The 25,492-nt window shown below is 63.3% G+C and carries 26 protein-coding genes; 15 read left to right on the top strand and 11 right to left on the bottom strand.

Annotation, left to right across the window (positions count from 1 at the left end):
- Positions 1–118: 118 nt before the first annotated feature.
- Positions 119–772: a hypothetical protein gene (locus EAV90_RS05710; protein WP_129142842.1), complete on the bottom strand. Its 654-nt coding sequence runs from the start codon at positions 770–772 to the stop codon at positions 119–121.
- Between the two features lie 54 nt (positions 773–826).
- Positions 827–1,936: a YadA-like family protein gene (locus EAV90_RS05705; RefSeq protein ID WP_122403401.1), complete on the bottom strand. Its 1,110-nt coding sequence runs from the start codon at positions 1,934–1,936 to the stop codon at positions 827–829.
- 296 nt (positions 1,937–2,232) lie between these two features.
- On the opposite strand from EAV90_RS05705, the gene EAV90_RS05700 reads away from it, so the two are divergent.
- From EAV90_RS05700 to EAV90_RS05670, 5 genes are all read left to right on the top strand, one after another.
- Complete coding sequence (locus EAV90_RS05700) at positions 2,233–3,198, top strand: AraC family transcriptional regulator (RefSeq protein WP_129142841.1); 966 nt, start codon at positions 2,233–2,235, stop codon at positions 3,196–3,198.
- A 118-nt stretch (positions 3,199–3,316) separates the two neighbouring features.
- Positions 3,317–4,825 (top strand): caspase family protein, encoded by a 1,509-nt coding sequence (locus EAV90_RS05695; RefSeq protein WP_122403399.1) that lies wholly within the window; start codon positions 3,317–3,319, stop codon positions 4,823–4,825.
- 388 nt (positions 4,826–5,213) lie between these two features.
- Entirely contained in the window at positions 5,214–5,642 is a 429-nt protein-coding gene (locus EAV90_RS39315; RefSeq protein WP_160118829.1) for a hypothetical protein, read from the top strand.
- Between the two features lie 204 nt (positions 5,643–5,846).
- On the top strand, positions 5,847–7,064 hold the full coding sequence (locus EAV90_RS05675; protein WP_122403397.1) for an FAD-dependent oxidoreductase: 1,218 nt from the start codon (positions 5,847–5,849) through the stop codon (positions 7,062–7,064).
- A gap of 178 nt (positions 7,065–7,242) precedes the next feature.
- Entirely contained in the window at positions 7,243–8,004 is a 762-nt protein-coding gene (locus EAV90_RS05670; RefSeq protein WP_122403396.1) for an outer membrane protein, read from the top strand.
- 113 nt (positions 8,005–8,117) lie between these two features.
- Here the strand turns inward: EAV90_RS05670 and EAV90_RS05665 are convergent, their stop codons facing one another.
- From EAV90_RS05665 to parE, 5 genes are all read right to left on the bottom strand, one after another.
- The gene (locus EAV90_RS05665; protein WP_129142839.1) at positions 8,118–8,888 is read right to left on the bottom strand and encodes an SDR family NAD(P)-dependent oxidoreductase; all 771 of its coding nucleotides are present in this window, start codon (positions 8,886–8,888) and stop codon (positions 8,118–8,120) included.
- A 21-nt stretch (positions 8,889–8,909) separates the two neighbouring features.
- Positions 8,910–9,095: a hypothetical protein gene (locus tag EAV90_RS05660; RefSeq protein ID WP_122403394.1), complete on the bottom strand. Its 186-nt coding sequence runs from the start codon at positions 9,093–9,095 to the stop codon at positions 8,910–8,912.
- Positions 9,096–9,298: 203 nt separating this feature from the next.
- Entirely contained in the window at positions 9,299–10,075 is a 777-nt protein-coding gene (locus EAV90_RS05655; RefSeq protein ID WP_122403393.1) for an outer membrane protein, read from the bottom strand.
- Positions 10,072–10,449 carry a hypothetical protein gene (locus tag EAV90_RS05650; protein WP_129142838.1) on the bottom strand — a complete coding sequence of 126 codons (378 nt, stop codon included), beginning with the start codon at positions 10,447–10,449 and terminating at the stop codon, positions 10,072–10,074. Before EAV90_RS05650 ends, EAV90_RS05655 begins: the two co-directional genes overlap by 4 nt.
- A gap of 69 nt (positions 10,450–10,518) precedes the next feature.
- Positions 10,519–12,561: a DNA topoisomerase IV subunit B gene (gene parE, locus EAV90_RS05645; protein WP_122403392.1), complete on the bottom strand. Its 2,043-nt coding sequence runs from the start codon at positions 12,559–12,561 to the stop codon at positions 10,519–10,521.
- A gap of 273 nt (positions 12,562–12,834) precedes the next feature.
- Here parE and EAV90_RS05640 point away from each other — a divergent pair, with 273 nt between their 5' ends.
- The 3 genes from EAV90_RS05640 to argC all read left to right on the top strand — a co-directional run bounded on the left by EAV90_RS05640 (position 12,835) and on the right by argC (position 15,251).
- Entirely contained in the window at positions 12,835–13,365 is a 531-nt protein-coding gene (locus EAV90_RS05640; RefSeq protein ID WP_122403391.1) for a DedA family protein, read from the top strand.
- 225 nt (positions 13,366–13,590) lie between these two features.
- Positions 13,591–14,271, top strand: a complete 681-nt coding sequence (locus EAV90_RS05635) for an FMN-binding negative transcriptional regulator (protein ID WP_122403390.1) — start codon at positions 13,591–13,593, stop codon at positions 14,269–14,271.
- The gene (gene argC, locus EAV90_RS05630) at positions 14,268–15,251 is read left to right on the top strand and encodes an N-acetyl-gamma-glutamyl-phosphate reductase (RefSeq protein WP_122403389.1); all 984 of its coding nucleotides are present in this window, start codon (positions 14,268–14,270) and stop codon (positions 15,249–15,251) included. Before EAV90_RS05635 ends, argC begins: the two co-directional genes overlap by 4 nt.
- A gap of 88 nt (positions 15,252–15,339) precedes the next feature.
- On the opposite strand, the gene EAV90_RS05625 is transcribed toward argC, so the two are convergent.
- The 3 genes from EAV90_RS05625 to EAV90_RS05615 form a co-directional block, all read right to left on the bottom strand.
- Positions 15,340–15,690, bottom strand: a complete 351-nt coding sequence (locus EAV90_RS05625) for a hypothetical protein (protein ID WP_164936800.1) — start codon at positions 15,688–15,690, stop codon at positions 15,340–15,342.
- Positions 15,691–15,768: 78 nt separating this feature from the next.
- Complete coding sequence (locus EAV90_RS05620) at positions 15,769–16,167, bottom strand: MAPEG family protein (RefSeq protein WP_122403387.1); 399 nt, start codon at positions 16,165–16,167, stop codon at positions 15,769–15,771.
- A gap of 64 nt (positions 16,168–16,231) precedes the next feature.
- Positions 16,232–18,040, bottom strand: a complete 1,809-nt coding sequence (locus tag EAV90_RS05615; protein WP_162500291.1) for a PHA/PHB synthase family protein — start codon at positions 18,038–18,040, stop codon at positions 16,232–16,234.
- A 254-nt stretch (positions 18,041–18,294) separates the two neighbouring features.
- Here EAV90_RS05615 and EAV90_RS05610 point away from each other — a divergent pair, with 254 nt between their 5' ends.
- From EAV90_RS05610 to EAV90_RS05585, 6 genes are all read left to right on the top strand, one after another.
- Positions 18,295–18,570 carry a hypothetical protein gene (locus EAV90_RS05610; protein WP_122403385.1) on the top strand — a complete coding sequence of 92 codons (276 nt, stop codon included), beginning with the start codon at positions 18,295–18,297 and terminating at the stop codon, positions 18,568–18,570.
- Positions 18,571–18,797: 227 nt separating this feature from the next.
- The gene (locus EAV90_RS05605) at positions 18,798–20,018 is read left to right on the top strand and encodes an LL-diaminopimelate aminotransferase (RefSeq protein ID WP_122403384.1); all 1,221 of its coding nucleotides are present in this window, start codon (positions 18,798–18,800) and stop codon (positions 20,016–20,018) included.
- A gap of 29 nt (positions 20,019–20,047) precedes the next feature.
- Positions 20,048–21,364, top strand: a complete 1,317-nt coding sequence (locus EAV90_RS05600) for a homoserine dehydrogenase (RefSeq protein WP_122403383.1) — start codon at positions 20,048–20,050, stop codon at positions 21,362–21,364.
- Between the two features lie 161 nt (positions 21,365–21,525).
- Positions 21,526–22,527 carry a class II fructose-bisphosphatase gene (glpX, locus tag EAV90_RS05595; RefSeq protein ID WP_122403382.1) on the top strand — a complete coding sequence of 334 codons (1,002 nt, stop codon included), beginning with the start codon at positions 21,526–21,528 and terminating at the stop codon, positions 22,525–22,527.
- Between the two features lie 143 nt (positions 22,528–22,670).
- Entirely contained in the window at positions 22,671–23,390 is a 720-nt protein-coding gene (locus EAV90_RS05590; protein WP_122403381.1) for a haloacid dehalogenase type II, read from the top strand.
- Positions 23,391–23,468: 78 nt separating this feature from the next.
- Positions 23,469–23,909: an ASCH domain-containing protein gene (locus EAV90_RS05585; protein ID WP_122403380.1), complete on the top strand. Its 441-nt coding sequence runs from the start codon at positions 23,469–23,471 to the stop codon at positions 23,907–23,909.
- 4 nt (positions 23,910–23,913) lie between these two features.
- Here EAV90_RS05585 and EAV90_RS05580 read toward each other — a convergent pair whose 3' ends face one another.
- Positions 23,914–24,579, bottom strand: coding sequence for a GntR family transcriptional regulator (locus EAV90_RS05580; protein ID WP_129142837.1), 666 nt, complete (start codon positions 24,577–24,579; stop codon positions 23,914–23,916).
- A 116-nt stretch (positions 24,580–24,695) separates the two neighbouring features.
- Between EAV90_RS05580 and EAV90_RS05575 the strand changes: the two genes are divergently transcribed.
- Positions 24,696–25,490 carry an enoyl-CoA hydratase/isomerase family protein gene (locus tag EAV90_RS05575; protein ID WP_122403379.1) on the top strand — a complete coding sequence of 265 codons (795 nt, stop codon included), beginning with the start codon at positions 24,696–24,698 and terminating at the stop codon, positions 25,488–25,490.
- Positions 25,491–25,492: the final 2 nt, after the last annotated feature.

The raw sequence follows: 25,492 nt of genomic DNA, 5'->3' as shown, positions 1-25,492 counted from the left end.
CCTTCGGATGACCTGACCAGAGGAGCAGATTCACCCCAATTATTCCATAGGCGGGCTGGCGGATGGACAGCGACGCCCGAGACGGAGTCGGTAAGGCAGGCCAAGCCGCCTGTGCATTTCACTCCCGATTGGAAGCTTCCTCCGGCTGGGGCGCTGGGCTCTGAGCGGCCTCCAATCTTACCGGAGCTCCTTTCGCGGGCGGAGCTTTCGGCAGGACCTTTGCACTCTGCATCTGCTTCTTGGGTTCGCTTCTTTGCTGCTCTCGAGCGGCCGATGAAGCCTGGACGGGCGCGGTCGCGATGTTGAGGCTCAACAATTTCCACTGGCGAGAAGAGGCTTCAAACACGAGATCGAACTTCACCTGCTGCGGACTCGTTGGAACGTAGCCGGAGATGCGAAGGTGCCCGTCGGCGTCTATGTCGGGAGTGCCAGAAAGCTGAGGTGACAACAGCATCACACTAAATAAGCTGAGATTGCTCCTTCTCATGTCTGCGAAAACGAGCGCAAGATCGGCGGATGTGTTTCTAATCTGGAACTCTCGTGAGGCGAGATCCCGCAGGACCGTGTAGTTTCCGGACTGGTTGGCATCGTTGAGCGTCAGCAATGTTGAACGCACCAACAGCAGAGCTTGGTCGACCGGCACATGGACCTTGGTTCGTGCCGGCGCCGCGGGGGCTCTTTCGGTTGGGGTGGCGCCAGGAGCTGCACCGCCCGACGAGTTCTGGGAAGGAATGCTGGTCTGCGACGAAGCGCTGGTTGGGCGGAGGACCATGACACACAGCGCCAGGATGAAGGCGGCATAAAGCGGGGGGGCGCAGCATGACACCTACCATCCGACGCGCAGGCCTGCGCGCGCGCCAACGAGGTTCTGATTGGTCGAGTAGCCCACGCCGCCTGTGAACTGCAGATTATCATTGAGACGGACCGCGCCGTTGAGTGCCAGACCGTTTTGTCCCTGGAAGTTGCCATAGTTCATCGTGAACGCCACGCGCTCGCTTGGGAGCACCGTTGGCACGCCTGCCATGGCCATTGCCATGGCGACGCCGGCCGTCGCTTTAGTGGTCCGATTTGAAATTTCGTCGATCCTGCTATTTACCCCCGCAAGCGCCTGGTCGAACTGTCCTCCCAGTGCCGAGAGGCTGGCATCAACATAGCTCTTGTTTGCAGCATCCGTTCCTGCCAGCGGGGCGGCAACGTTCTGAATTCTGTTGGCGCCCATGTTGACCGAGGCGCCGGGTGACACCTGCAGCGCTGTCGTGATGTTGGCCGTGCCGATGTTCGCCGTCGTGACGTTCGCCGTGGTCATATTCGCCGTAGTGACATTGGCAGTGGTCACGTTAGCAGTCGTGATCGTAGCCGTCGTCACGTTGGCGTTGGTTGCGTTGATCAGAGGCGTGTTGACCGAGGTATTTGCCGTCAATGTGTCGGTTGTCAGATTGCCTGTGTTGGTAATGCCATTGAACGTCGCGAGACCCGCCACGTTGAGGGTGCCTCCGATCGTGGCATTGCCTGTCGTGCTCAACGTGTCGGTAGAAATGTTTCCGGTGTTGTTGATGCCCGAAAAGTTCTGGGAGCCCGCAAAGGTCACCCCTCCGTTGAAGACAGCATTTCCATTGAATGTAGCCGTCGTGCCGGTGGCAAAGGTCGAATTGCCGTTGACGTTGGTCGTGCCCGTTGTCGTGGTGCCGTCCACGGTCATGTCCTGCGCAGCATGAATACTGTCACCGAAAAGCAGGGGGCCGGCGAAGAACGGGTCGAAGGGATTGGAGCAGTCGTCGTCCTGCACGATCAGAACTTGCTGTTCGCTGCCGTTTACGAAAGAACAGACGGCATGGATCGCATGGGCCGGTTTCGGCGCCAACATGCAGGCGGCGACGGCGAGCAGCGGACCCCAATTCTTCAATGAACGGCTGGTGAGGCTTTGTTGGGATATCATTTCGAATCTCCAGAAGCCGAGGATGTAACCTCTGAAACGGCTTGTCGTGCGTAATCTTGCACAACGATCGCCGATCTTCTGTCGTCGGCAGGCAACAGCGTTGTCGGATGGGTTTACATAAGACGAGTGAGGCTTTGCGATTTGCGCGACAGCGCGTCAGCATGACGCAGGCCTGTTGATTGATCCGCGCTCATTCTTGATGTTAGGCGAGTGGGATCTTTGCTTTTTACGAAGTGAGGAACCAGTCCGAATCTTGCAATCTTTGCGTGAATCGCTAGCTTCCAAAGCTCATTGGAATGCACCGTCCCATGGCTTGTGCCAGCGAATTTGCACCCCGACGCTTCAGCACCGATGACTTGCCCGAGCGAGAAAGGCTCGCCCGATGGCGTGAGGAGTTCGGAAGGACGCTGGTACGTGTAGATATCGAACCCTTGTCGAACGACGTTCCGTTCAGGGCGGAGGCCGTGCTTCAAAACCTCCCGGGTGTGCGCCTCGCGTCCTGCGATGGCTCCGCGGCGCGCCTCGATCGCACGCGCGCGTTGGCTGCCGACGGTGGGGACTGGATTGGGTTATTCATCAATCTTGGGCAAGCTGCATCCGTATCCCAGCGCGGTGCCGAATTGGAGCTTGGACCGGGTAATGCGGCGTTCGTCCGCCCGGGCGAAGCTGCCCTGCTGTGCGGCACAAGACATCTCCATTTGTTGTTTCCGCGCGCCGCTCTGGCCCTCCGGACACACGATTTGGACGGCGCGGTCATGCGGCCAATTGCGCACAACGATCCGGCGCTGCGGCTGCTTCTCGGGTACCTTGATCTCGTTCAGAATGCGCCTGGTCTTGAGCAGACCGCGCTGCAGCAAACGGTTGTCAATCACATTCACGATTTCGCTGCGCTGATGATCGGCGCCAACCGCGATACGCGACAGCAGGCAAGGGGCGCGGTCGCGGCGGCACGTTTGGCCGCTGCCATCGATTTCATCGGAAAATCCTTTACGGATCCCGGATTGTCGCTGGCAGGTGTTGCCGATCGTCAACACATCTCGGCGCGCTATCTGCAGGAACTGTTGGAGAAGTCGGGGGCATCATTTACCGCACGCGTGAACGAATTGAGGTTGAAGCGGGCGTTTGCGCTCGTCACAAAATTCCCGGACCGGCCTGTGTCCGAGATTGCGGCTCAGGTTGGATTCTCGAATGTCTCGCATTTCAATCGATTGTTCCGGAATCGGTTCGGCGATAGCCCAAGTGGGGTACGCGACCGTGCCTGACGGTTCTGGCCGATGATGGATCACGTCGCCCGTGATGATAGGCGCTTGAACCGATCTGCCCAGTTTGCGCACTATGTATTGAGCATTTTGGCCAGGGATGCGGGGGCGGGAACTTCACATGACATGTATGTTGTCCAAGGCGGCTTTGGCTCTCGGCCTGGCTGCGTTGCTGGTGGGCGCAGCTCCCGCCCAAGCCGAGAAGCGCGTCGCGCTGGTCGTCGGTAACAACGACTACAAGAACGTGCCGAAGCTGCTCAAGGCGGTCAACGACGCCCGCACCATGGGTGATACGCTGAAGCAGCTCGGCTTTTCGGTGATGGTCGCCGAGAACCAGAACCGGCAGCAATTTTCCGAGACGTTGCTCGCGTTCGACAAGGCGGTCGAGCCCGGCGACACCGCGTTCTTCTTCTATGCCGGTCATGGCTTCGAGATCGCCGGCCAGAACTATCTGCTGCCGACCGACGTGCCCGCGGCGACGGAAGGACAGGAGGAGCTGGTGCGCGATGCTTCCATCCTGGCCGACCGCATCGTCGAGCGCCTGCAGAACAAGAAGGCGCGGACCTCGATCCTGGTGTTCGATGCCTGCCGCAACAACCCGTTCGAACGCAAGGGCACCCGCGCGGTCGCCGGCGGCGGCGGGCTAGCGCCGATGACGCAGCTGCCGGAAGGCGTGTTCTCGGTGTTTTCGGCAGGACCTCGCCAGACCGCGCTCGATCGTCTGTCCAATGACGACACCAATCCCAATTCGGTGTTCACGCGCACTTTCGCCAAGGAGCTGCTCCAGCCCGGCGAGAACCTCGTGCAGGTGGCGCAGCGCACGCGCCGTCTGGTCAGCGAGATGGCCGACACCGTCAAGCACAGGCAGGTGCCGGTCTATTTCGACCAGATGGTCGACGACGTCTTCCTCAGCGGCATGGCGAAGGATACCACGGCGCGGCCGGCCGAGCCGCCGCAGAAGCTCACGGCGCTGCCGCCGGTGTCGGTGCCGCAGATCCCGAAGGAAGAGACGATCAACGCGCCGATCGCGAGCTTCTCGCGGCACGATGGCGGCTGGAGCATTACGTTCTCCTTCGCCGATCCGACGCTCGGCATTTCCTGGCGCATGGCCGGCAAAGGCGATTTCCGCGAAACCGGCTTCATCGACACGCTCGATCCGCGCACGCGCAAGCGGATGCCGAACCCGTCGATCGAGCTGCCGCCGGATGCGCAGGCCGGCACCATCGAGGTCCGCTATGTCGATCAGTCCGGCGAGACGCAGGGACCGTTCCCGATCAAGTTCGATCCCGAGGCCGCACTGATCCGCGACCAGCGCAAGATCCTCGACATGACGTCGACCAGCTGGCTGTCGTTCCGCGTGTTCAACGGCCTATTGGTCTACTACACGCACCTCGTGTCGCACCGCTGCGCCATCCGCGAGGTGCGCATCGGCATCGACACCGCCGTGCCCAACCAGGTGCTGAAGATGCCGCCTTGCGACATGCGCGACCCCAGCGCAATTACCGCCGGCATGCCGCTCTACGTGAAGCTCGCACCAAGCACGCAGTCCGTCTCGGTGGAGCTGACCTATCGCGACGGCAGCGTCTCGGAGATCAAGACGTTTCGGAGCGCGAACCGGAGTAATAATTGATACGCTGTTCGGCCGGAGGATTGTGATGGGATCACCTTACGACGTGGACGAACTTACATCGGACAAGCCAAGGTGAAAGTGCTAGAGCAGGGGATGATAAAATTCATCATCGTCACGTTCCTTACGACGCTTCCGGTTCTGGCCCAGACCACTCCAGTCCCCGCACCGCCACCACTGACCGACCGCGAGCGAGTCCAAGCAGACCGTTCGAAAGCCGCCGAAGATGAGAGGCTAGCTCCGATCACTCGACCATGGGATCGCGATGCCGATGGCAAGCGCCCATGGGAACGGAAGTCGTCAAAGCCCTGAGACGAGCGAACATCGCTTCCCAGCGGAAGGAACAACTCCTTTGGTCCCTGGATTGTCTGTCAAACCAGGGAGACGATCCATGATCCGCAGATCCATTCTCGTGACCATCGCTTGTGCCGCACTTTCGACGGCGGCCTTTGCCCAAGGCGGCGGTGGTGCTGGGGGCGGCGGTGGTGCAGGTGCAGGTGGAGCGGCCGGCGCCGGCACGGGGACCGGTGGCGCCAGCTCGGGGGCTGCGGCCAACTCAGGTGTCGGAGTGGGCTCGTCGTCCAGCAGCGCCAACTTCGGGCCGTCGGCTCCCTCCGGGATGGGAACGCATGACACCACCACGGGAGCCAACGTCAACACCAACATCGGCCGACCCAATCCGAATGTTCAGCCCCCGACCGCGAACGCCAAGACGCCGGCAGCAGCGCAAGCCGAGCGAAACATGGGCGTCGGTCACGCCCCCAACGGGTTGCCGATCGGCAGTCCGGGCACCGGGACCAGCAACGAGGACCAGAAATAGTCTGGCCCCGTTTCACACAAGGCCCGCGTTCTGCGGGCCTTTTGTCGGGCGCTTGTTTGCCGCTGGAAACCGCGGTGCGCTTTTCCCTGCAAATTGAGACTGCCTTCGGCCTGAATCGCGCTAGTATCGTCCGGCATAGCTTGATCGATGCTCACGGCGCGGATCGCGGCGGCAATGATATCCGAGCAACAACAAAGCCGGACCATGAAGGTCCGCTGCTGCATCGTCGGCGGCGGCCCGGCCGGCATGATGCTCGGCTATCTCCTGGGACGGGCCGGCATCGATGTCGTGGTGCTGGAGAAGCATGCGGATTTCTTCCGCGACTTCCGCGGCGACACCGTGCATCCCTCGACGCTTCAGGTGATGGACGAACTCGGGCTGATCGACGGCTTCCTGAAGCTGCCGCATCAGCGTCTGCAGAAGATGGACGGCCTGTTCGGCGGCACGCCGGTGCGCATCGCCGATCTTGGCCGGCTCCATACCAAATATCCCTTCATTGCCTTCATGCCGCAATGGGATTTCCTGAATTTCCTGCGCGAGGCCGGCCGGCGCTTTGCGCAGCTCAAGGTGATGATGAGCACGGAGGCGGTGGATCTGATCCGTCGCGGCGAGACGGTCGCCGGCGTGCGGGCGAGGACGCCTGACGGCTTCATCGACATCGAGGCCGATCTCACCGTTGCCTGCGACGGCCGCCATTCGATGGTGCGCGAGCGCGCCGGCCTTGCGGTCGAGGAGATCGGCGCGCCGATGGACGTGCTTTGGTTCCGCGCCGGCCGCAGGCCCGAGGAGACTGAAAGCCTCTTCGCGCGGATCGAGCCTGGCAAGATGATGGTCACCTTCGACCGCGGCGATTACTGGCAATGCGCCTATGTCATCGCAAAAGGACAGTATGAGGCAGTCAAGGCGAGGGGACTATCGGCGCTGCTCGACGATGTCGTGCGCATGGCGCCGATCCTCAGGTCCGGCATCGCCGAGGTGAAGAGCTTCGACGACATCAAGCTGCTCACCGTCGCGATCAACCGACTGACGCGCTGGACGCAGCCGGGCCTGCTGTGCATCGGCGATGCCGCGCATGCGATGTCGCCGGTCGGCGGCGTCGGCGTCAATCTCGCCGTGCAGGACGCGGTCGCGACCGCCAACCTGCTGGCGGACAAGCTGGAGCACGGTTGTCCCTCGGAGAACGAGCTCGATGCCGTCAGGCGTCGCCGCGAGTTTCCAGTGAAGATGACGCAAGCAATGCAGGTGATCGTGCAGAACAACATCATCCGCGGCGCCTTACAGGGCGGCGACCAGCCGCTGAAGGTGCCGCTGATCGTGCGCCTCATCACCGCGCTGCCGTGGCTTCAGGGCATTCCGGCGCGCCTGATTGCGCTCGGCGTGCGGCCCGAGCACGTGCATTCGCGGGCCGCGCCGGGATCGTAGCGCAAGGCTTCGGTAGGGATAACGCCGTGCTAAATCGCGCACTGCGCGTTGCGCGCTTGCAACAGCCCCAACGGATTCACAGGCCGATGCGTGCCCAGCCGCCACATTAACCGTGTTGATTTCAATTTTAGTAAGAGCCGTCGGTGACCGTGCGGCCATCAAAGACACGGGGTGTACCATGCGTAACAAATTGATTGCCGCCTTCGCCTGTACGACAGCTCTGATTTCGACCGGCGCTGCTTCGGCGGCCGATCTCGCTGCGCGCTACACGAAGGCGCCCGCCTATGTCGAGCCGCTGTTCAACTGGACCGGTTTCTATGTCGGCGGCCACATCGGTGGCGCATGGACAAACGAGCAGTTCATCAACAACGGGACCGGCGCGGCGTTCGGCGATTTGCTTCCGGGAGAGGGCTATCGTCAGCGCAATTCGGGCGTCATGGGCGGCGCGCAGATCGGCTACAACTGGCAGGCCAACAACTACGTGTTCGGTGTGGAAGGCACGATCTCCGGCCTCGACAACAAGGGTACGGTCGTGAACACCGCGTTCGCACCGGCGAACGATGTGTTCTCCTGGCGTGCCAATGTGCTGGCGACGGTCGTCGGCCGCGCCGGCTTTGCCGTGCAGAACAACCTGTTCTACATCAAGGGCGGCTATGCGGGGGTCAACAACCGGCTCTCGGTCACCGACCCGGTTGTGACGGGTACGGGCGGACAAACTCACTGGGCCAATGGCTGGACCGTCGGCGCTGGCTGGGAATACGGCATCACCCGCAACTGGATCGTCGGCCTCGAATACAATTACGCGGCCTTCGGCAGCCAGACCTATCAGCTCGGCGGCACGGCGGGCAATTACACCTTCGATGCCAAGCCGCGTGACATCCAGTGGGCCGTCGTGCGCGCGAGCTACAAGTTCGACGCGCCGACCATCGCCCGCTACTGAGCACGTCGACGCAACGCGACCAACGATCAAAAAAGAGCACTGCCAAAATTCAAAAGCCTCGGCTTCGACCGGGGCTTCCTTTTTGTGCGCAATGTTGTGGTGCAGGCCCGGACTCAGGCCATCACCGAGAAGCCGCCGTCGACCGGGATCGCGGTGCCCGTGACGAAGTTCGACGCGGGCGAGGCGAGGAACACGGCGATGCCGGCGAAGTCGTCGATGTCACCCCAGCGTCCCGCGGGCGTGCGCGCCAGCACGCGCTCGTGCAGCCCCGAGACCTGCTGCCGCGCGCCGCGGGTGAGATCGGTGTCGATCCAGCCTGGCAGGATGGCGTTGACCTGGATGTTGTCGGGCGCCCAGGCATTGGCGCAGGCGCGGGTGTACTGCACGATGCCGCCCTTGCTCGCCGCATAGGTTGTCGCGAAACTCGCGCCGAAGATCGACATCATTGAGCCGATATTGATCACCTTGCCGTTGCCGGATGCCTTCAGCGCCGGATAGGCCAGCTTCGAGCACACGAAGGCGCTGGTGAGGTTGGTGTCGATCACCTTGTTCCATTCGTCGAGCTCGAGTTCGTGCGGCGGCTTGCGGATGCTCATGCCGGCATTATTCACGAGGACGTCGATGCGGCCGAGCTCCTTCACCACGCGGTCGATCATGGCCGCGACGGCCGCCTTGTCGGTGACGTCAGTCGCGACGGCAATCGCCTTCACCCCGCGCTGCCTGAGATCGGCGACCGCTTCCGCGGACTTGGTCTCGTTGCGTCCGATCACGGCGATGTCGGCGCCGGCATCGGCAAGGCCGCGCGCCATGCCGAGCCCGATGCCGCCATTGCCTCCCGTGACGATCGCGACCTTGCCGCGGAGATCGAACCGGCTGGATGTCATGCTTGTATTCCCTGGTTTCTTCTATTGGTTGCTCTGCCAGATCAGCACCAGTCCGAATCCGGCCATGGCTGCGCCATAGCCGGCCCATTGCAGCTGGTTGACCATGAAGCTCGACCGCGGCCACGGGACGGTGCCCGTGCCCTGTCCGATCCAGAGCAGGCCGACGGCGGTCGCAAACAGGCCTGCGACAAGCAGTAATCTGCGCATGCATTCCTCCCGTTGGTCTGGTTCTGTCGCGGTCTGCGGCATCAACGATCGCCGCGGCCACGAAAACTTCGACTCAGACTAGCCGTGGCTTCGGTCCGGATACAATGGCTGGGTGCAGATCGTCGGGAGCACGCCTATGCGCTCCCTGCAACGAAAAAGCCCCGGACGATGCCGGGGCTTTGACGTCTGAACGGGAGGTCAGATCAGTACTTCGCGACGACCGGACCGGTCCAGTTGAAGCGGTAGACCAGCGAGGTGCTGATGGTCTGCACCAGGGGCTTGAAGCTGATGGAGTCGGTCGTCGCGACGTTGCCAACGTCGGTGCGGACGGCAATGTCCTTACGATCGTAGTAGGCAGCACGATATTCGGTCTTCATGAACCAGCCCGGCGCCGTGATGCCGAAGATGTTCAGATTGTTCTCGACGCCACCGCCGACGAACCAGCCATTGCGGTTGAACGAGTCGGTGTGGAAGCCCGAAGCCGTCCCGGCGAGATTCGTCAAGCCAGCGCCCGACCAGTGCGATCCACTGTAACCGCCATTGACGTACGAGAGAACATTCGGAGCAACCAGATAGCCGACGCGAACACCCGCAGCCCATGCGTCCTGCATCTTGATGCGGCCGGTCAGCGCAGCAAACTCATCGTTGATGCTGCCGCGCAGGCTGCCGAACTGACCATCGGCGAACACACCAGCCACCCAGGTGCCGGAGAACTGCCAGTCGTAGCCGGCACCGACCGTTCCAAACCAGCCATCGCCGCCAACACGCTGATCGATCGTCACGGGAACTCCAACGAAGTTGGTGTGGGAGTCCGCATCCCAGACGCCGCCGCCGGCGCCGCCGAAGATGTAGAAGCCGGTCCAGCTGGCGACGGGCGCCGCGACCGGAGCCTTCGTGTAGGGACGAGCCGCAAGGTCGGCCGCCGAGGCCGAACCGGTCATCGCCGCGACCGCGGTCAGAGCGAGCAAAGTCTTCTTCATGTCAAAATCCCCAACCTTAGGTCTGTAGGCGCGAGCGCACCGAAGTTCGTATCATCTGATACCCGGACTATAGACGGTTCTCGCCGAAATGCTGTTGCCGGGCAGGCACAGTCGCCGGAAAACGCCGGTGCGTGGGTATTCGGAGCGCCATCGCGCAAATCAAAATTAATTCGATATTTCAACGCGTTGGGGAATTTGAGAATTTTGATTTCGGGTAACGTCTCGTTAGCAAATTCGGCTTTGTCCGAAATGGAGGCAATCCTGCCTCGCGCTTGGCGCCGGTGAGTCGATGGCTGAGTCGCCATGCGGCGATTGCGGGACGCGACGAAAACATCGACGGATCGTCCGGCCGGATCGCCGGAAAATGCGGTCACCCCCTCAAACAAAACGGCCCCGGCTTTAGGCCGGGGCTGTCTCGGAAGGCGGCCGGCCTGGTTACGGCCTCACACGTCCAGCAGCTCTTCGCTGGCAAATTCGGCCTTGTCCGAGATGAATGCGAAGCGCGCCTCGGCCTTGGTGCCCATCAGGCGCTCCACCGAATCGGCCGTGGTATCGCGATCGTCGGCGAGCAGCACCACCTTGAGCAGCGTCCGCTTGGTCGGATCCATGGTGGTCTCCTTGAGCTGCGCCGGCATCATCTCGCCGAGGCCTTTGAAGCGGTTCACCTCGACCTTGGCGTTGGCGCTGAACGCGCTCTTGAGCAGCGCCTCCTTGTGGGCGTCGTCGCGGGCGTAGACCGACTTCGAGCCGTGGGTCAGCTTGTAGAGCGGTGGCACCGCGAGGAAGAGGTGGCCCTCGTCGATCAGCCGCGGCATCTGCCGGTAGAAGAAGGTGATCAGCAGCGAGGCGATATGGGCGCCGTCGACGTCGGCGTCGGTCATGATGATGATGCGCTGATAGCGCAGATCCTCTTCGCGATAATGCGCGAGCGTGCCGCAGCCGATCGCCTGCACGAGATCGGAAAGCTGCGCGTTCGCCGTCAGCTTGTCCTTGCCGGCGGAGGCGACGTTGAGGATCTTGCCGCGCAGCGGCAGCACGGCCTGGGTCTTGCGGTCGCGCGCCTGCTTGGCGCTGCCGCCGGCCGAGTCGCCCTCGACGATGAAGAGCTCGGAGCCTTCGGTGCCGGCGTCGGTGCAGTCGGCGAGTTTGCCGGGCAGGCGCAGCTTCTTGCCCGCGGTTTTCCGCGCGGTCTCTTTCTCCTGGCGGCGGCGCAGCCGCTCCTCGGCGCGGTCGATCACGAAGTCGAGCAGCCGGTTGGCCATGTTCGGATTGCCCGACAGCCAATGGTCGAACGGATCCTTCATCGCCTGCTCTACGATGCGCTGCGCTTCGGCGGTGGCGAGGCGGTCCTTGGTTTGGCCCTGGAATTCAGGCTCGCGCACGAACACCGAGAGCATCACGGCCGCGCCGACCATCACGTCTTCCGAAGTGACGGAGGCCGCGCGCTTGCCCTGGCCGACGCGCTCGGCGTGATCCTTCAGGCCGCGCAAAAGTGCGCTGCGCAGGCCGGACTCGTGCGTGCCGCCATCGGGCGTCGGCACGGTGTTGGTGTAGGAAGACAGGAAACCGTCGGCATCCGCCGTCCAGGCCACCGCCCATTCGCAGGCGCCATGCGCGCCGTTGCGGCCCGACTTGCCGGAGAAGATGTCGGGATGCACCAACGTGTCGGCGTGGATTGCGGCCGCCAGGTAATCCTTGAGGCCGCCGGGGAAGTGGAACGTCGCCTCGGCCGGCACGTCCTCGATGCCCTTGAGCAGCTCGGGCGCGCAATTCCAGCGGATCTCGACGCCGCCGAACAGATAAGCCTTCGAGCGCGTCATCTTGAACAGGCGCTGCGGCTTGAACGCCGCTTTGGCACCGAAGATGTCGGTATCCGGCTTGAAGCGCACGCGCGTGCCGCGGCGGTTGCTGACCTTGCCGAGGTCCTCGAGCTTGCCCTTCGGGTGACCGCGCTCGAACGTCATGCGGTAGAGTTTCTGGCTGCGCGCGACCTCGACCTCGAGACGCGAGGAGAGGGCGTTCACCACCGAGATGCCGACGCCGTGCAGACCGCCCGAGGTTTCATAAACCTTGCTGTCGAACTTGCCGCCCGAATGCAGGGTGCACATGATGACTTCGAGCGCCGACTTCTTCGGGAATTTCGGGTGCGGATCGATCGGGATGCCGCGGCCATTGTCGGTGACGGTCAGGAACCCGTCAGCGCTGAGGTCGACCTCGATGAAGGTCGCGTGCCCGGCCAGCGCCTCGTCCATCGAGTTGTCGATGACTTCTGCGAACAGGTGATGCAGCGCCTTCTCGTCGGTGCCGCCGATATACATGCCGGGCCGGCGCCGCACCGGTTCCAGGCCTTCGAGCACCTCGATGTCGGCCGCCGTGTAATCGGCTTCCCCGCCGCTTCCGCGTGACGCCGCCTTGGCGGCACGGGGTTTCGGCTCGTCACCGCCGAAAAAGTCGTCTTTTGCTTTGGGTTTCAATTGCTTGGACATATATCTTGATGCGTTTTGAGGGCCGCGGAAGCGGCGAATCGGTTAGGCCGACTATGCCACTTCTCACTCGGAAAGGTTACCGCGGGCGGGCCGGGCGGTGTGGGTTGGGAGCCAATCCCGGCGATTTTACGCCGCAGCCCCACCAGTTCCCGCCAATTTGACGTTCCCACCCGAGCATGTCGGGATTTTGTGACTTGATGTCACACAAGTCCTTGGCTTACCAGTCCTTTTCATCGAGCAGCACCTTGAGACGGGGCGGGAAGGCTATTTTTGATGGAGCAGTTTGCGCACGGCCTGGCTGACCTCGTGCGTGTTCACCAGGCTTGGGCGGCGCCAATCGTGTTCCTGCTCGCCTTCGGGGAGTCGCTTGCGTTCATCTCGCTCTTGATCCCGGCCTGGGGCGCGCTGGTGGCCATCGGAGCGCTGATCGGGGTGAGCGGCATCAACTTCTATCCGGTCTGGATCGCCGGTGGCCTCGGGGCGGCGCTGGGCGACTGGGTCTCGTACTGGTTCGGCTACCGCTACAAGGAGCACGTCGCCCAGATGTGGCCGCTCTCGCGCTACCCGGAGCTGCTGCCCAGGGGCGAGGCCTTTGTCCGGAGCTGGGGGATACCCAGCATCTTCATCGGGCGCTTCTTTGGGCCCTTGCGCGCCTCGGTGCCGCTCGCGGCCGGCATCTTCGAGATGCCCTATTGGAGCTTCCAGGCCGCCAATTTCGTCTCGGCCCTGATCTGGTCGGCCGTGCTCCTGCTGTTCGGCGACGTGCTCGCCAAGATCATGGAATGGATCTGGCGCGTCATCTGACGCCAGAACCTTGACGGGAACCGCAACTGGCCTTATAGCCGCGCGCCATGATCAACGCCGCGACCATCCTGTTCGCTCGTCGCCGCCGCCGCAGCTTAGCGGTTTGGGCGGTCGATCGCGTTTGAGATCATCGTCTTTGCCGCTGGACCCGATCCGCGGCATTCTCTCCTGTCAGCGCGATCTGATCCGGCGGCTTCCCCCGAGGAGGCCCAGCAGGAGACCACGATGTACACGCCACCCCATTTCAAGCAGGACCGCGCCGCGAGCCTGAAATTCGCCGAAGAGCGCGGCTTCGGGACCATGTGCGCCTTTGACGGCCACAAGCCCGTTGCCTCGCCATTGCCGTTCTACCTGACCTATGCCGCGGACGGCACGCCGCAGGCCGCCTTTCATCTCGCCCGTCACAATCCGCTGCTAAAGCTTGCGGGGGGTGACGTGTCCTGGCTGCTCGCGGTCAACGGTCCCGATGCCTATGTATCGCCGGACTGGTACGTCTCGCCGGATCAGGTCCCGACCTGGCTCTACCAGTCGGTGCATCTGACCGGGCCGGTGCGGCTGTTGTCGGACGATGAGCTGTCGGTGCAGCTCGACACGCTCAGCGCCAAGTTCGAGAGCCGGCTCTTGCCGAAAAAGCCGTGGACGTCAGGCAAGATGACAGCGGGCCGGCTCGAGACGATGAAGAAGGCGATCGTTGGGCTGGTCATGACGGTTGAGGAGGTCGAAGGCAGCTTCAAGCTGAACCAGCACAAATCCGACGCCGACTATGTGGCGATCGCCAATGCGCTTAGCGCCGGCGATGCCGACGCCAAGCAGATCTCACATTTGATGCGGCAAGCCAGGCCGCAAGCCTTCGCAGAACAAGTTTTCGCAGACGATACGAACATGCTCGAAAGGAGCGCACCATGAGCCTCGCTGACACCACCAAAGCCCCGATCGCCAGCGCGGCCAAAAAGCCCGCCACCGTCTTCGTCGACGGCGGCTCCGGCACCACCGGGCTCGGCATCAACGAGCGGCTGAAGCTCCAGAGCGACGTCGCGGTGAAGACCATAGCCGATGACAAGCGCAAGGACCCCGCGGCCAAGAAGGCGCTGATGGAAGAGGTGGACCTCGTCATCCTCTGTCTGCCTGACGACGCCGCCAGGGAGACGGTCGCGCTCGTCGACAGCATGGGAACTTCTGCGCCGAAAGTGCTGGACGCTTCCACCGCCTATAGGGTCGCGCCCGACTGGGCCTATGGCTTTCCCGAGCTGACGCCAGACCAGGCCGGCAAGATCAGGGCGGCGAAAAAGGTCTCCAATCCCGGCTGCTATCCGACCGGCGCGATTGCGCTGCTGCGGCCGATCGTCGATGCCGGCCTGCTGCCGCAGGACTATCCCGTCACCGTCAACGCGGTGAGCGGCTATTCCGGCGGCGGCAAGTCGATGATCGCGAGCTTTCAGGATGGCAGCGCGCCGTCATTCGAGCTCTATGGCCTCGGCTTCGAGCACAAGCATCTGCCGGAGATGCAGCTCTATTCCAACCTGACGCGGCGGCCGATCTTCATTCCCTCGGTCGGCAACTACCGGCAGGGCATGCTGGTCTCGGTGCCGCTCCAGCTCGACACGCTGCCGGGCAAGCCTGCCGGCGCCGACCTGCAAGCGGCGATGGCAAAGCGTTACGCCGGCTCGAAATACGTCAAGGTGATGCCGCTGCAGAACGAGGCGACCAAGGGCGGCCGGCTCGAGCCGGAGGCGCTCAACGAGACCAACATGCTCGAGCTCTACGTCTTCGCCAGCGACAAGTATCATCAGGCATTGCTGGTCGCCCGGCTCGACAATCTCGGCAAGGGTGCATCCGGCGCGGCCGTGCAGAACATGCGCCTGATGCTGGGCCTGCCGGAGGAGTAAGGCACGCTCTCGTGCCATGGACGCAGCGCGGCGCCGCTTCGGCGGCGCGCTGCAAAGGCGGCGAGCGACTTGGCTCGCGCGCCGTTCCTTACTGGAGAACGACGTCGGCCGGGAATGGCCGGACAGGCCGGCCGGCACACACATTGTTGCGGGCGGTCACGCTGTCGAGATGGTATTTCTCGAGGTCGCTCAGCAAGCGATTGGAAATATCGCACACGTCCTGGTGGTTGCGCGCGTAGTCGACCGCGGCGGCCCAGGCGAGGGACGCGCGAACATAGGCATCGCAGCGGCTCGACATCAACGCGCGCGTCATCGGCTTTGTGGCCTCGACGGCCTCGCTGCGCAGGCGCGTCAGTTCAGGGCATTGCGCCTGCGCGCCGGCCTGGCTGCAAGCTCCGGCGAGCGCGATCATTGCGACGGCTGAAAGACAGGTCCGCATCAGGCATCCTCGCATCGGTTGCCTCGGCTCGCATGACAATATCGTAGATTGCAGGGGCCTGCAGCTCCTTTCGGATGCTCACACCACCCCGAAGATCGCCAGCGCCAGCACGGCCTGGGCGAGGAAGCCGACGGTGAAGGCCAGCGTGCGGAACACCGGGATTCCCATCGCATAGACGATGGTATGTGCGACGCGCGACCAGAAATAAACGGCGCAGGCGAGCACGGTCCATTTCGTGGAATAGTCGATTGCGTTCAGGATCAGCACCAGCGGCGCGAAGATCACGAGGTTCTCGACCGCATTGTCATGCGCGAACATCAGCCGGTTCGCCCACTCCGCCTGCGGCTTGTCGCCCCGCGAGGGGTTGGCCATGGCACCGCTCAACCCGCGCACCTGGCATCGGTTGATGATGTAGGGAATCCAGAGAACCCCCGTCAGGATCACCGTCAGTGTCAGCCAGAACAATTCGCGTGTCATAGTGCCGATCCCCTGTGTCGTCGCTGGATTGAGACGAGTCTATACGAAAGCACGCGAGATTCCGCTATGCGCGAACTCTGACATAGCTGCCGGGTGCGTCCTCGATCGGTGGGAATGCGTCGCTGCCGACCGCGCGCGCCGGGACTTCTTCGGGATCGAGTCGGCCCAGCCACTCCCGCCAGTCCGGCCACCACGAGCCCTTGTGCTCCACGGCGCCCTTCATCCACTGCGCGACGTTGACGTCCTTGATGTTGTCGTTGGTCCAGTACTGGTACTTGTTCGAGGCCGGCGGATTGACCACGCCCGCGATGTGACCCGAGCCCGACAACACGTACTTCACCGGACCGCCGAAAAACTGCGAGCCGTACAGCACCGATTCAGCGGGGGCGATGTGATCCTCCCGGGTGGCGAGATTGTAGACGGGCACCTTGACCTTGGAGAGATCGAGCAGGGTGTTGTCGAGCACCATCGTGCCGGTCGACAGCCGGTTCTCCAGATAGCAGTTGCGCAAATAATAGGAATGGTTCGCCTGGGTCATGCGCGTCGCATCGGAATTCCAGTGCAACAGGTCGAACGCGCTCGGCTGCTGGCCCTTCAAATAGTTGCTGACGACATAGGACCAGATCAGATCGTTGGAGCGCAGCATGTTGAAGGCCATCGCCATCTTCGAGCCTTCGAGCACGCCGGCCGTCTTCATGTCCTGCTCGAGCGCTGCGATCTGCTCCTCGTCGACGAACACGAGGAGATCGCCGGCATGGGTGAAGTCGACCTGGGCGGCGAAGAACGTCGCGGACGACACGCGCTGACGGCGCTTCTCGGCGAGCCAGGCCAGCGTGGTCGCGAGCATGGTGCCGCCGACGCAATAGCCGGCGGTATGCACCTTCATCTCGCCGGTGACCTTCTCGATCACGTCCATCGCCGTGAGCAGGCCTTCCTTCATGTAGTCTTCCCAGCCCTTGTTGCCGAGCCGCTTGTCGGGATTGACCCATGAGATCACGAACACGGTGATGCCCTGGTCGACGCACCACTTGATGTAGGATTTCTCCGGTTTGAGATCGAGGATGTAGAACTTGTTGATCCAGGGCGGCACGATCAGGAGCGGTGTGCGCAGCACCTTCTCCGTCGTCGGCGTGTACTGGATCAGTTGCATCATCTCGTTCTGGTAGATCACCTTGCCCGGGGTCGTCGCCATGTTGACGCCGACGACGAGATTGTCCGGATTGGACTGGCGGATCTTCAGCATGCCCTTGCCGGCCGCGATGTCCTCGGCCAGCATCTTGAGGCCGCGCGCGAGGTTCTCGCCGCTGGATGCCACCGTCTCGCGCAGCACCTCGGGATTGGTCAGCACGAAGTTCGATGGCGAGAGCGCATTGGTGACCTGCTGGACATAGAACTCGGCCTTGCGGCGGGTGTGCGGATCTAGCCCTTCAGCATCGCGCACCAGCTCCTGCGCCCATTTGGTCGTGAGCAGATAGAGCTGCATGACGAAATCGAAGAACTGGTTCGATTTCCATTCCGGATCGGCAAAGCGCTTGTCGCGCGGCGAGGGTGCGATCGCGGGGTCGGCGTCCTGACCGGCCATACGTCGCACCGCCGAGCCCCAGAGGTCGAGATAGTCCTTCGCGAGCTTGGTCCGCAGATCGGAGGAGCGGGACGTATCCGACAGCCAATATTCGGCGACCGACGTGAAGGTCTTGACCACCTCGGCAAGCTCGGCTGGCGGGCGATCCTGCACCTCGCCGCTCTCGCGCGGCTTGAGGTAAGCGGCGAGCGCCTTGCCGCCGCTCTCCATCGCCCGCGCGACATTCATCGCGAAGGCTTCCGCATCGAACTTCGTCTCGGGTTTCGGCGTGTCGGTCGTGGCCATACTCATGAGCAGAACAGTAACGATTCATTCCGTATTCGTCACCGCGAAGCTCGCATGTTTGACGTTAAACACTCTCGAAGATGTGTTGCACTGCGACAAATCTTCTTGGTTCCGTCACAATCAAGCCGCACCGCTCGGCTTGGTAGCGCCGGGCTATTTTCTCGCTCACGCCATTTGGGCAGCAATGGTTTGAGCTTGGGTTCGGTCTTGGGGTAAGGTTGCCCGGGGCCGTGCTTTGGGACGAGTAGGGGATTTCCCAAGTGTTGGCGTTATGGGACCTGCAAAAGACGCTGTCGATCCGCGGCGCGCTGTTGATCGGGGCGCTCGCGCTGGGCGGGTGTTCGAGCCAGCTCGCGGATCTGACGCCCACCGATGCGCAGCCGCATGCCAGGGAGTCCGGCACCTATCTGCCGGTGCATGATCTGCCGCCGGATCGCGACCAGGCGATCATCCCGCCGGAGCAGCGCGCCAAGATCGAGGCCGAGCTCGCCGCCGCACGCGATCGCCAGGCTGTGGCCGCCAAGGACGCCAAATAGGCCCGTGACGGGAGACGGGCAACGTAATCGCTGGCGCCTCCGCTTTGCCGTGCTAAAAGACCTCGGTTCAGCCAAGAGTCAGGGCGAACGACTTCAGTCTTCGTCGTCGACGATTGCTCTAAGTATTTGATTTTGAGTGATTTTCGCGATGATCCTGAACGCCTTTTGGAATGGCCCTCGTGGCCTGTCGATTCTGTCCTGACCGGTTGCCCGGAGCCCAGAGAGCCATGGAAGAATTTTACCGCATTCGCCGCCTTCCGCCTTACGTGTTCGAGCAGGTCAACCGGGCCAAGGCGGCTGCGCGGAATGCCGGCGCCGACATCATCGACCTCGGCATGGGCAATCCGGACCTGCCTGCTCCGCCTCATGTGCTGGAGAAGCTGAAGGAGACCCTCGGCAAGCCGCGCACCGACCGCTACTCGGCCTCGCGCGGCATCCCCGGACTGCGCAGGGCCCAGGCCGCCTACTACGCCCGCCGCTTCGGTGTGAAGCTGAACCCCGACACCCAGGTGGTGGCGACGCTCGGCTCGAAGGAGGGTTTTGCCAACGTGGCGCAGGCGATCACCGCGCCCGGCGATGTCATCCTCTGTCCGAACCCGAGTTACCCGATTCATGCGTTCGGCTTTTTGATGGCGGGCGGCGTGATCCGCTCGGTGCCATCGGAGCCGACGCCGCAATTCTTCGAGGCGGCGGAGCGGGCGATCATCCACTCGATCCCGAAGCCGCTGGCGCTCGTTGTCTGCTATCCCTCGAACCCGACCGCCTATGTCGCGAGCCTCGACTTCTACAAGGACCTCGTCGCCTTCGCGAAGAAGCACGAGATTCTGATCCTGTCCGATCTCGCTTATGCCGAAGTCTATTTCGACGAGAACAACCCGCCGCCCTCGGTGCTGCAGGTGCCGGGCGCGATGGACTGCACCGTCGAGTTCACCTCGATGTCGAAGACCTATTCGATGGCCGGCTGGCGCATGGGCTTTGCCGTCGGCAATGAGCGCGTGATCGCGGCGCTCGCCCGCGTCAAATCCTACCTCGACTACGGCGCGTTCACGCCGGTCCAGGTCGCGGCGACGGCTGCGCTGAACGGCCCGGACGATTGCATCAAGGAAATGCGCGACACTTACCGCAAGCGCCGCGACGCGCTGGTGGAATCGTTCGGCCGCGCCGGCTGGGAGATTCCGCCGCCGGAGGCCTCGATGTTCGCCTGGGTGCCGCTGCCGGAAGCGTTCCGCAGCATCGGCAGCATGCAGTTCGCGACCCTGATGGTGGAGAAGTCCGGCGTTGCGGTCTCGCCCGGCGTCGGCTTCGGCGAGCATGGTGAAGGATATGTCCGCATCGCCATGGTGGAAAACGAGCAACGGATCAGGCAGGCCGCGCGCGGCGTGCGCCGCTTCCTTGAAAGCGGCATCGAAACGTTGCACAACGTCGTTCCGCTCGCCAATCGGCGTTGAGTTCTCTTCGGCAGGTTTTCTAAGACATCATGGTTGCACCCCTGAAAGTGGGCATAGCGGGGCTCGGCACCGTGGGCGCCGAAGTTGTCCGATTGATTGAAACGCAGGCGCGCGTGCTCGCGGGCCGCAGCGGCCGCGGCATCCGCGTCGTCGCCGTCACTGCGCGCTCGAAGGCGAAGAATCGCGGCATCGACCTGCGCGGCGTCGAATGGGCCAAGGATCCGATGGCGCTCGCCACTCATCCCGAGATCGATTGCTTCGTCGAGCTGATGGGCGGCGCCGGCGATCCGGCGCTGTCGGCGGTGGACGCCGCGCTGGGCGCCGGCAAGTCGGTCGTCACCGCCAACAAGGCGCTGCTGGCCAAGCACGGCCTCAAGCTCGCCAAGGCGGCTGAAAAGCACGGCGGGGCGCTGAATTTCGAGGCAGCCGTCGGCGCAGCGATCCCGGTCATCAAGACGTTGCGCGAAGGTCTGGCCGGAACCGGCATCAACCGCGTCTACGGCATCCTCAACGGCACCTGCAATTACATCCTGACCCGGATGGAGCAGGAGGGGCTTTCCTTCGCCGAATGCCTCAAGGACGCGCAGCGGCTCGGTTATGCCGAGGCCGATCCGTCCTTCGACGTCGACGGCCACGACACCGCGCAGAAGCTCGCCATTCTCGCCAGCCTCGCCTTCGGCACGAAAGTTGCTCAAAGCGCCGTGTATGTCGAAGGCATCTCGTCCATCGCGCCGGAAGATCTGCGCGCCGCCGCCGATCTCGGTTACCGCGTCAAGCTGCTCGGCGTTGCGGTTCGCACCGCCAAGGGCATCGAGCAGCGCGTGCATCCAACCATGGTTCCCAAATCCTCCTCGATCGCGCAGGTGATGGGTGTCACCAATGCGGTCACGATCGATGGCGAGGGCATTCCACCGATCACGCTGGTCGGCCCCGGTGCCGGAGGCGCAGCGACCGCATCCGCGGTGGTCGCCGATATCGCCGATGTCGCGCGCGGCATCCGCGCCAATCCGTTCGGCCGGCCGATATCGCAGCTGCGCGACACCAAGAAGGCGCCGATGGAGCGGCACGAGGGTGGTTATTACATCCGCCTGCTCGCGCGCGATTTCCCCGGCACCGCGGCTGCGATCGCGACCCGGCTTGCAGAGCAGAAGATTTCGATCGAGTCGATCGTGCAGCGTCATCCCAACGGCGGCGCTGCGCCGGCGAATGGCAAGGCGGTCCCGGTGCCCGTCATCCTGATCACCTATGCCACGCATGAGGACGCCGTACGTCGTGCACTCGCCGCCGTGCAGAAGGACAAGGTCATCAGCGGACGGCCGCAGGTGATCCGGATCGAGAAGAACTGAGCATGCTGGGACCCGGAGGGCCGCGCTAGCGCAAAGTGTGAAGCGGTTTTCCGGAAAAGAGCATGCTCGAACTAAAAGGCGTTCGTTCGAACGAACACCGGGCGTTGAGAGTTGATGCGGGCAGAGATGTCTGTCCCAAACCGTTTCGAAGGAGTAAGCCGATGTCGACCCATATTTCAGTCCCGCCGCACGCGTTGCTCGAGCGCATCCTCACGCTGGAGATTGTGCGGGTGACGGAGCGGGCGGCGGTGTCGTCGGCGCGGTTGCGCGGGCACGGCAACGAGAAGCAGGCTGACCAGGCCGCCGTCGACGCCATGCGCCGCGAGCTCAACAAGCTGCCGATCGAAGGCACCATCGTGATCGGCGAAGGCGAGCGCGACGAGGCGCCGATGCTCTTCATCGGCGAGAAGGTCGGTATGAATGCCGGTCCCCAGGTCGATATCGCGGTCGACCCGCTCGAAGGCACCACGCTGTGCGCCAAGAACATGCCGGGCGCGATCGCGACCATGGCGATGGCCGATGGCGGCACGCTGCTGCACGCCCCCGACGTCTACATGCAGAAGCTCGCGATCGGACCCGGTTACGACAAGGGCGTCGTGGATCTCGACGCTTCGCCTGCCGACAACGTCCGCCGCCTCGCCAAGGCCAAGGGCGTCAAGCCGGAAGGCATCACCGTGCTCGTGCTCGACCGTCCGCGCCATGCCGATATCATCGCGAGCGTGCGCTCGACCGGCGCTGCGGTGCGCCTCATCACCGACGGCGATGTTGCCGGCGTGATCCACTGCGCCGACCCCGACAACACCGGCGTCGACATGTATCTCGGCACCGGCGGTGCGCCGGAAGGCGTGCTCGCGGCCGTGGCGCTGCGCTGCATCGGGGGCCAGATGCAGTGCCGCCTCATCCTCGACTCCGACGAGAAGCGCGAGCGCGCCGCCAAGATGGGCGTCAACGACCCCAAGATGATCTACGGCATCGAGGACATGGCGCGCGGCGACTGCCTGTTCGCCGCCACCGGCGTCACCACGGGCTCGCTGCTCTCGGGCGTCAAATTCCGCAAGGACGGCGTGATCGAGACCGAGACGGTGGTGATGCGCTCCGTCACCGGCACCGTGCGCTACATCAAGGCCGAGCATCGCGAGCTGGCGAAGTTCCATCTGGATTGATGTTTGCTGTCATTCCGGGGCGACGCGAAGGCGTCGAACCCGGAATCCAGAGATGACAGCGCGAGATTCCGGGTTCTCAGGGCCGTGCGTGGCGCGGACCCATCGCCCGGAATGACAATGATAAGAACAAATGGGAAGCGCACATGTCCGATCTCTCCGCCGTCAAAGCCCTGGTCTTCGACGTGTTCGGCACCGTGGTCGACTGGCGCACCAGCCTGATCAGCGACTTCATGTGGTGGGGCAAACAGCGCGGCATCGCCACCGACTGGACCGCGCTGGTCGACGGCTGGCGCGGCATGTACGTCGCGTCCATGGATGATGTGCGCAAGCACCCGGAACGCGGCTACGTCATGCTCGACGATCTGCACCGCCGCTCGCTGGAGAAGCTGGTCGAGAAACTCGAAATCAAGGGCCTCACCGAGGCCGATCTCGATTATCTCACCAAGGGCTGGCACCGCCTGCATCCCTGGCCCGACAGCGTCGCCGGCCTCAAGCGGCTGAAATCCAAATTCGTGATCGCGCCGCTCTCGAACGGCAACGTGGCGCTGCTCACCAACATGGCGAAGTTTGCAGGGCTCCCGTGGGACCTCATCATGTCGGCCGAGCTATTCGAGCACTACAAGCCTGATCCCGAGACCTATCTCGGCGCCGCCCGTCTGCTGTGCCTCAAGCCGGAAGAGGTGATGATGGTCGCCGCCCACAACGGCGATCTCGCTGCCGCGCAGAAGTACGGGCTGAAGACTGCCTTCGTGGCGCGACCAACCGAATACGGTCCCTTGCAGAAGGTCGATTTCGAGGCGACCGGCAATTGGGACATCGTTGCAAAGGACTTTGGCGGCATCGCCGATAGATTGGGCTGCTAGGCCGCGTTTTCCAGATGCGATCGGCTTCGGTTGCTTTTCGGGGACGCCTTGGCGCAGGCAACATGGGATGCGAAGAGCATGGGCAAGCGGATCCCCGAACCATATCGACATCTCCGAACCTTCGCGTTCGGCGACAGCCCCGCGCTGGCGGATGAACTGGTCGAGCTCGTCATCAAGGGCATCAAGACCGCGACGTGCAGCACCGAAGACGAGCCGAACACCTCCACGCCCGGTGAGCGCTGGGTCGTGCTCGACGGCCGAGGAGAGCCGCGTTGCGTCATCGAATCCGTCGACGTGACGTATCGGCGCTTCAACGAGGTCGACGCAGCGTTTGCGCATGAGGAAGGAGAAGGCGACCGGAGCTTGGCCTATTGGCGCCGCGCCCATCAGTCCTATTTCGGCAGGCTCGGACGATATAGCGATGACATGATGCTGATGTGCGAGCGTTTTCGTCTGGTCGAGGTCTTCGGCGACAGTCCACCCGAGGGCTCGTTCGAACTGACGGAGCCCGGGGGATAGCACCTCACGCGATACGCAGCGTAAGATCGCCGCCCTCGGTCTCGGCAAAGCCCGCCTGTAGAACCTCTTCGCGCTTGTGACGCAGATGCGCACGCAGGATGTGGGCGAGGCCGACGCCGTCGCGGCGCTGAAGCGCGTTGAGGATCGCCTCATGCTCCTTCACCGCGAATGCCCAGCGCTGCGGCGTCATCGGCGTGACGTAGCGCGCCCGCCGGATGCGCGCGGTCACCGAGGTGTAAAGCCCCGCGAGCACGGGATTTCCGGCTGCGGTGACGATGGCTTCGTGAATGGCGCGGTTGCCGCGATAGTACTGGATCAGGTCGCCGTCGCGATAATGCTGCACCATGGCCGCATGGGCCGTGGCGATCGCGTCGATCTCGGCGTCCGTGATGCGCTCGCAGGCGAGCTCGCCGGCGAGGGCCTCCAGGCCCTGGCAGACCTCGAACAGGTCGCGCATGTCCTTGTCGGTCAGTTTTGCTGCGCGCGAGCCGCGATGCGGCAGCAGCTGCACGAGCCCTTCCGCCGCCAGCACCTTGAGCGCCTCGCGCAGCGGCGTGCGCGAAATCTCGAGCCGCTCGCACAGCTCGCGCTCCGGAATCCTCGCACCCGGGGGGATTTCGCCGTCGAGTAGGATGGCGCGGATGCGGCCGACGACTTCCTCGTGAAGCATGGGTCCGAGCTCAATTTGAATGCAAAAGTGAACTTATACGCATTTATTTGTAAGTTATAGCTTGAAAATTCCAAATTTTGCATTCAAAAATGCAAAAGACAGAAAGGTGTGAGGAAATGGACCTGCAACTGGCGGCAGAAGACCTCGTCTTCGAGCGCGACGAGGGCATCGGGCGGATCACCTTCAACCGACCGCAGGCCCGCAATGCCTTCACCTTCGCCATGTACGAACGGCTTGCCGCGATCTGCGAGGAGGCCAACGGCGACCATGCGATCAAGGTGCTGGTGCTGCGCGGGGCCGGCGACAAGGCCTTCGCCTCGGGCACGGACATCAACCAGTTCCGCGAATTCAGGACGCCGCAGGACGCGATCGACTACGAGAACCGCATCGATCGCGTGCTGACCACGCTGGAGCAGTGCCGGGTGCCGACGATCGCGGCGATCAACGGGTTCTGTACCGGAGGCGGGGCGGGCATTGCTGCGGCCTGCGACCTCCGCATCGGCACGAAAGCTGCGAGAATCGGATTCCCCATCGCCAGGACGCTCGGCAACTGCCTGTCGATGTCCAATGTCAGCCGTCTCACCGCGCTCATCGGCGCCGCGCGCGTCAAGGATCTCATCTTCACCGCGCGCCTTGTCGATGCCGCGGAGGCTGCGAGCATCGGGCTGCTGGGCGAGGTCGTCGACGATCTTGCGGTCCTCGACCAGCGTGCCGAGGAGGTGGCCCGCCTCCTCGCGAGCCATGCGCCGCTGACGCTGAATGCGACCAAGCAGGCGGTCGCCCGCCTGCAAAGGCGGCTGACCCGGGACGAGGGCGAGGACCTCATCCTGATGTGCTACACGAGCCAGGACTTTCGCGAAGGGCTCGATGCTTTCCTCAACAAGCGCGCGCCGCAATGGCGCGGCCAATAGGA

Origin of the sequence: Bradyrhizobium vignae (assembly GCF_004114425.1) — a bacterium.
GTDB classification, from domain to species: Bacteria; Pseudomonadota; Alphaproteobacteria; order Rhizobiales; family Xanthobacteraceae; genus Bradyrhizobium; species Bradyrhizobium vignae.
This window is presented reverse-complemented; position numbering and strand designations above follow the sequence as displayed.

What these genes read in the sequence shown, in the direction of transcription:
- EAV90_RS05660 (WP_122403394.1), bottom strand. Translation starts at nt 9,095, where the DNA reads ATGCGCAGATTACTGCTTGTCGCAGGCCTGTTTGCGACCGCCGTCGGC.
- EAV90_RS05580 (WP_129142837.1), bottom strand. Translation starts at nt 24,579, where the DNA reads ATGCTTCACGAGGAAGTCGTCGGCCGCATCCGCGCCATCCTACTCGAC.
- EAV90_RS05700 (WP_129142841.1), top strand. Translation starts at nt 2,233, where the DNA reads ATGCACCGTCCCATGGCTTGTGCCAGCGAATTTGCACCCCGACGCTTC.
- EAV90_RS05675 (WP_122403397.1), top strand. Translation starts at nt 5,847, where the DNA reads ATGAAGGTCCGCTGCTGCATCGTCGGCGGCGGCCCGGCCGGCATGATG.
- EAV90_RS05600 (WP_122403383.1), top strand. Translation starts at nt 20,048, where the DNA reads ATGGTTGCACCCCTGAAAGTGGGCATAGCGGGGCTCGGCACCGTGGGC.
- EAV90_RS05590 (WP_122403381.1), top strand. Translation starts at nt 22,671, where the DNA reads ATGTCCGATCTCTCCGCCGTCAAAGCCCTGGTCTTCGACGTGTTCGGC.
- EAV90_RS05665 (WP_129142839.1), bottom strand. Translation starts at nt 8,888, where the DNA reads ATGACATCCAGCCGGTTCGATCTCCGCGGCAAGGTCGCGATCGTCACG.
- EAV90_RS05620 (WP_122403387.1), bottom strand. Translation starts at nt 16,167, where the DNA reads ATGACACGCGAATTGTTCTGGCTGACACTGACGGTGATCCTGACGGGG.
- EAV90_RS05655 (WP_122403393.1), bottom strand. Translation starts at nt 10,075, where the DNA reads ATGAAGAAGACTTTGCTCGCTCTGACCGCGGTCGCGGCGATGACCGGT.
- EAV90_RS39315 (WP_160118829.1), top strand. Translation starts at nt 5,214, where the DNA reads ATGATCCGCAGATCCATTCTCGTGACCATCGCTTGTGCCGCACTTTCG.
- glpX (WP_122403382.1), top strand. Translation starts at nt 21,526, where the DNA reads ATGTCGACCCATATTTCAGTCCCGCCGCACGCGTTGCTCGAGCGCATC.
- EAV90_RS05615 (WP_162500291.1), bottom strand. Translation starts at nt 18,040, where the DNA reads ATGAGTATGGCCACGACCGACACGCCGAAACCCGAGACGAAGTTCGAT.
- EAV90_RS05575 (WP_122403379.1), top strand. Translation starts at nt 24,696, where the DNA reads ATGGACCTGCAACTGGCGGCAGAAGACCTCGTCTTCGAGCGCGACGAG.
- EAV90_RS05625 (WP_164936800.1), bottom strand. Translation starts at nt 15,690, where the DNA reads ATGCGGACCTGTCTTTCAGCCGTCGCAATGATCGCGCTCGCCGGAGCT.
- EAV90_RS05605 (WP_122403384.1), top strand. Translation starts at nt 18,798, where the DNA reads ATGGAAGAATTTTACCGCATTCGCCGCCTTCCGCCTTACGTGTTCGAG.
- EAV90_RS05695 (WP_122403399.1), top strand. Translation starts at nt 3,317, where the DNA reads ATGACATGTATGTTGTCCAAGGCGGCTTTGGCTCTCGGCCTGGCTGCG.
- EAV90_RS05710 (WP_129142842.1), bottom strand. Translation starts at nt 772, where the DNA reads ATGGTCCTCCGCCCAACCAGCGCTTCGTCGCAGACCAGCATTCCTTCC.
- EAV90_RS05670 (WP_122403396.1), top strand. Translation starts at nt 7,243, where the DNA reads ATGCGTAACAAATTGATTGCCGCCTTCGCCTGTACGACAGCTCTGATT.
- EAV90_RS05640 (WP_122403391.1), top strand. Translation starts at nt 12,835, where the DNA reads ATGGAGCAGTTTGCGCACGGCCTGGCTGACCTCGTGCGTGTTCACCAG.
- argC (WP_122403389.1), top strand. Translation starts at nt 14,268, where the DNA reads ATGAGCCTCGCTGACACCACCAAAGCCCCGATCGCCAGCGCGGCCAAA.
- EAV90_RS05705 (WP_122403401.1), bottom strand. Translation starts at nt 1,936, where the DNA reads ATGATATCCCAACAAAGCCTCACCAGCCGTTCATTGAAGAATTGGGGT.
- parE (WP_122403392.1), bottom strand. Translation starts at nt 12,561, where the DNA reads ATGTCCAAGCAATTGAAACCCAAAGCAAAAGACGACTTTTTCGGCGGT.
- EAV90_RS05635 (WP_122403390.1), top strand. Translation starts at nt 13,591, where the DNA reads ATGTACACGCCACCCCATTTCAAGCAGGACCGCGCCGCGAGCCTGAAA.
- EAV90_RS05585 (WP_122403380.1), top strand. Translation starts at nt 23,469, where the DNA reads ATGGGCAAGCGGATCCCCGAACCATATCGACATCTCCGAACCTTCGCG.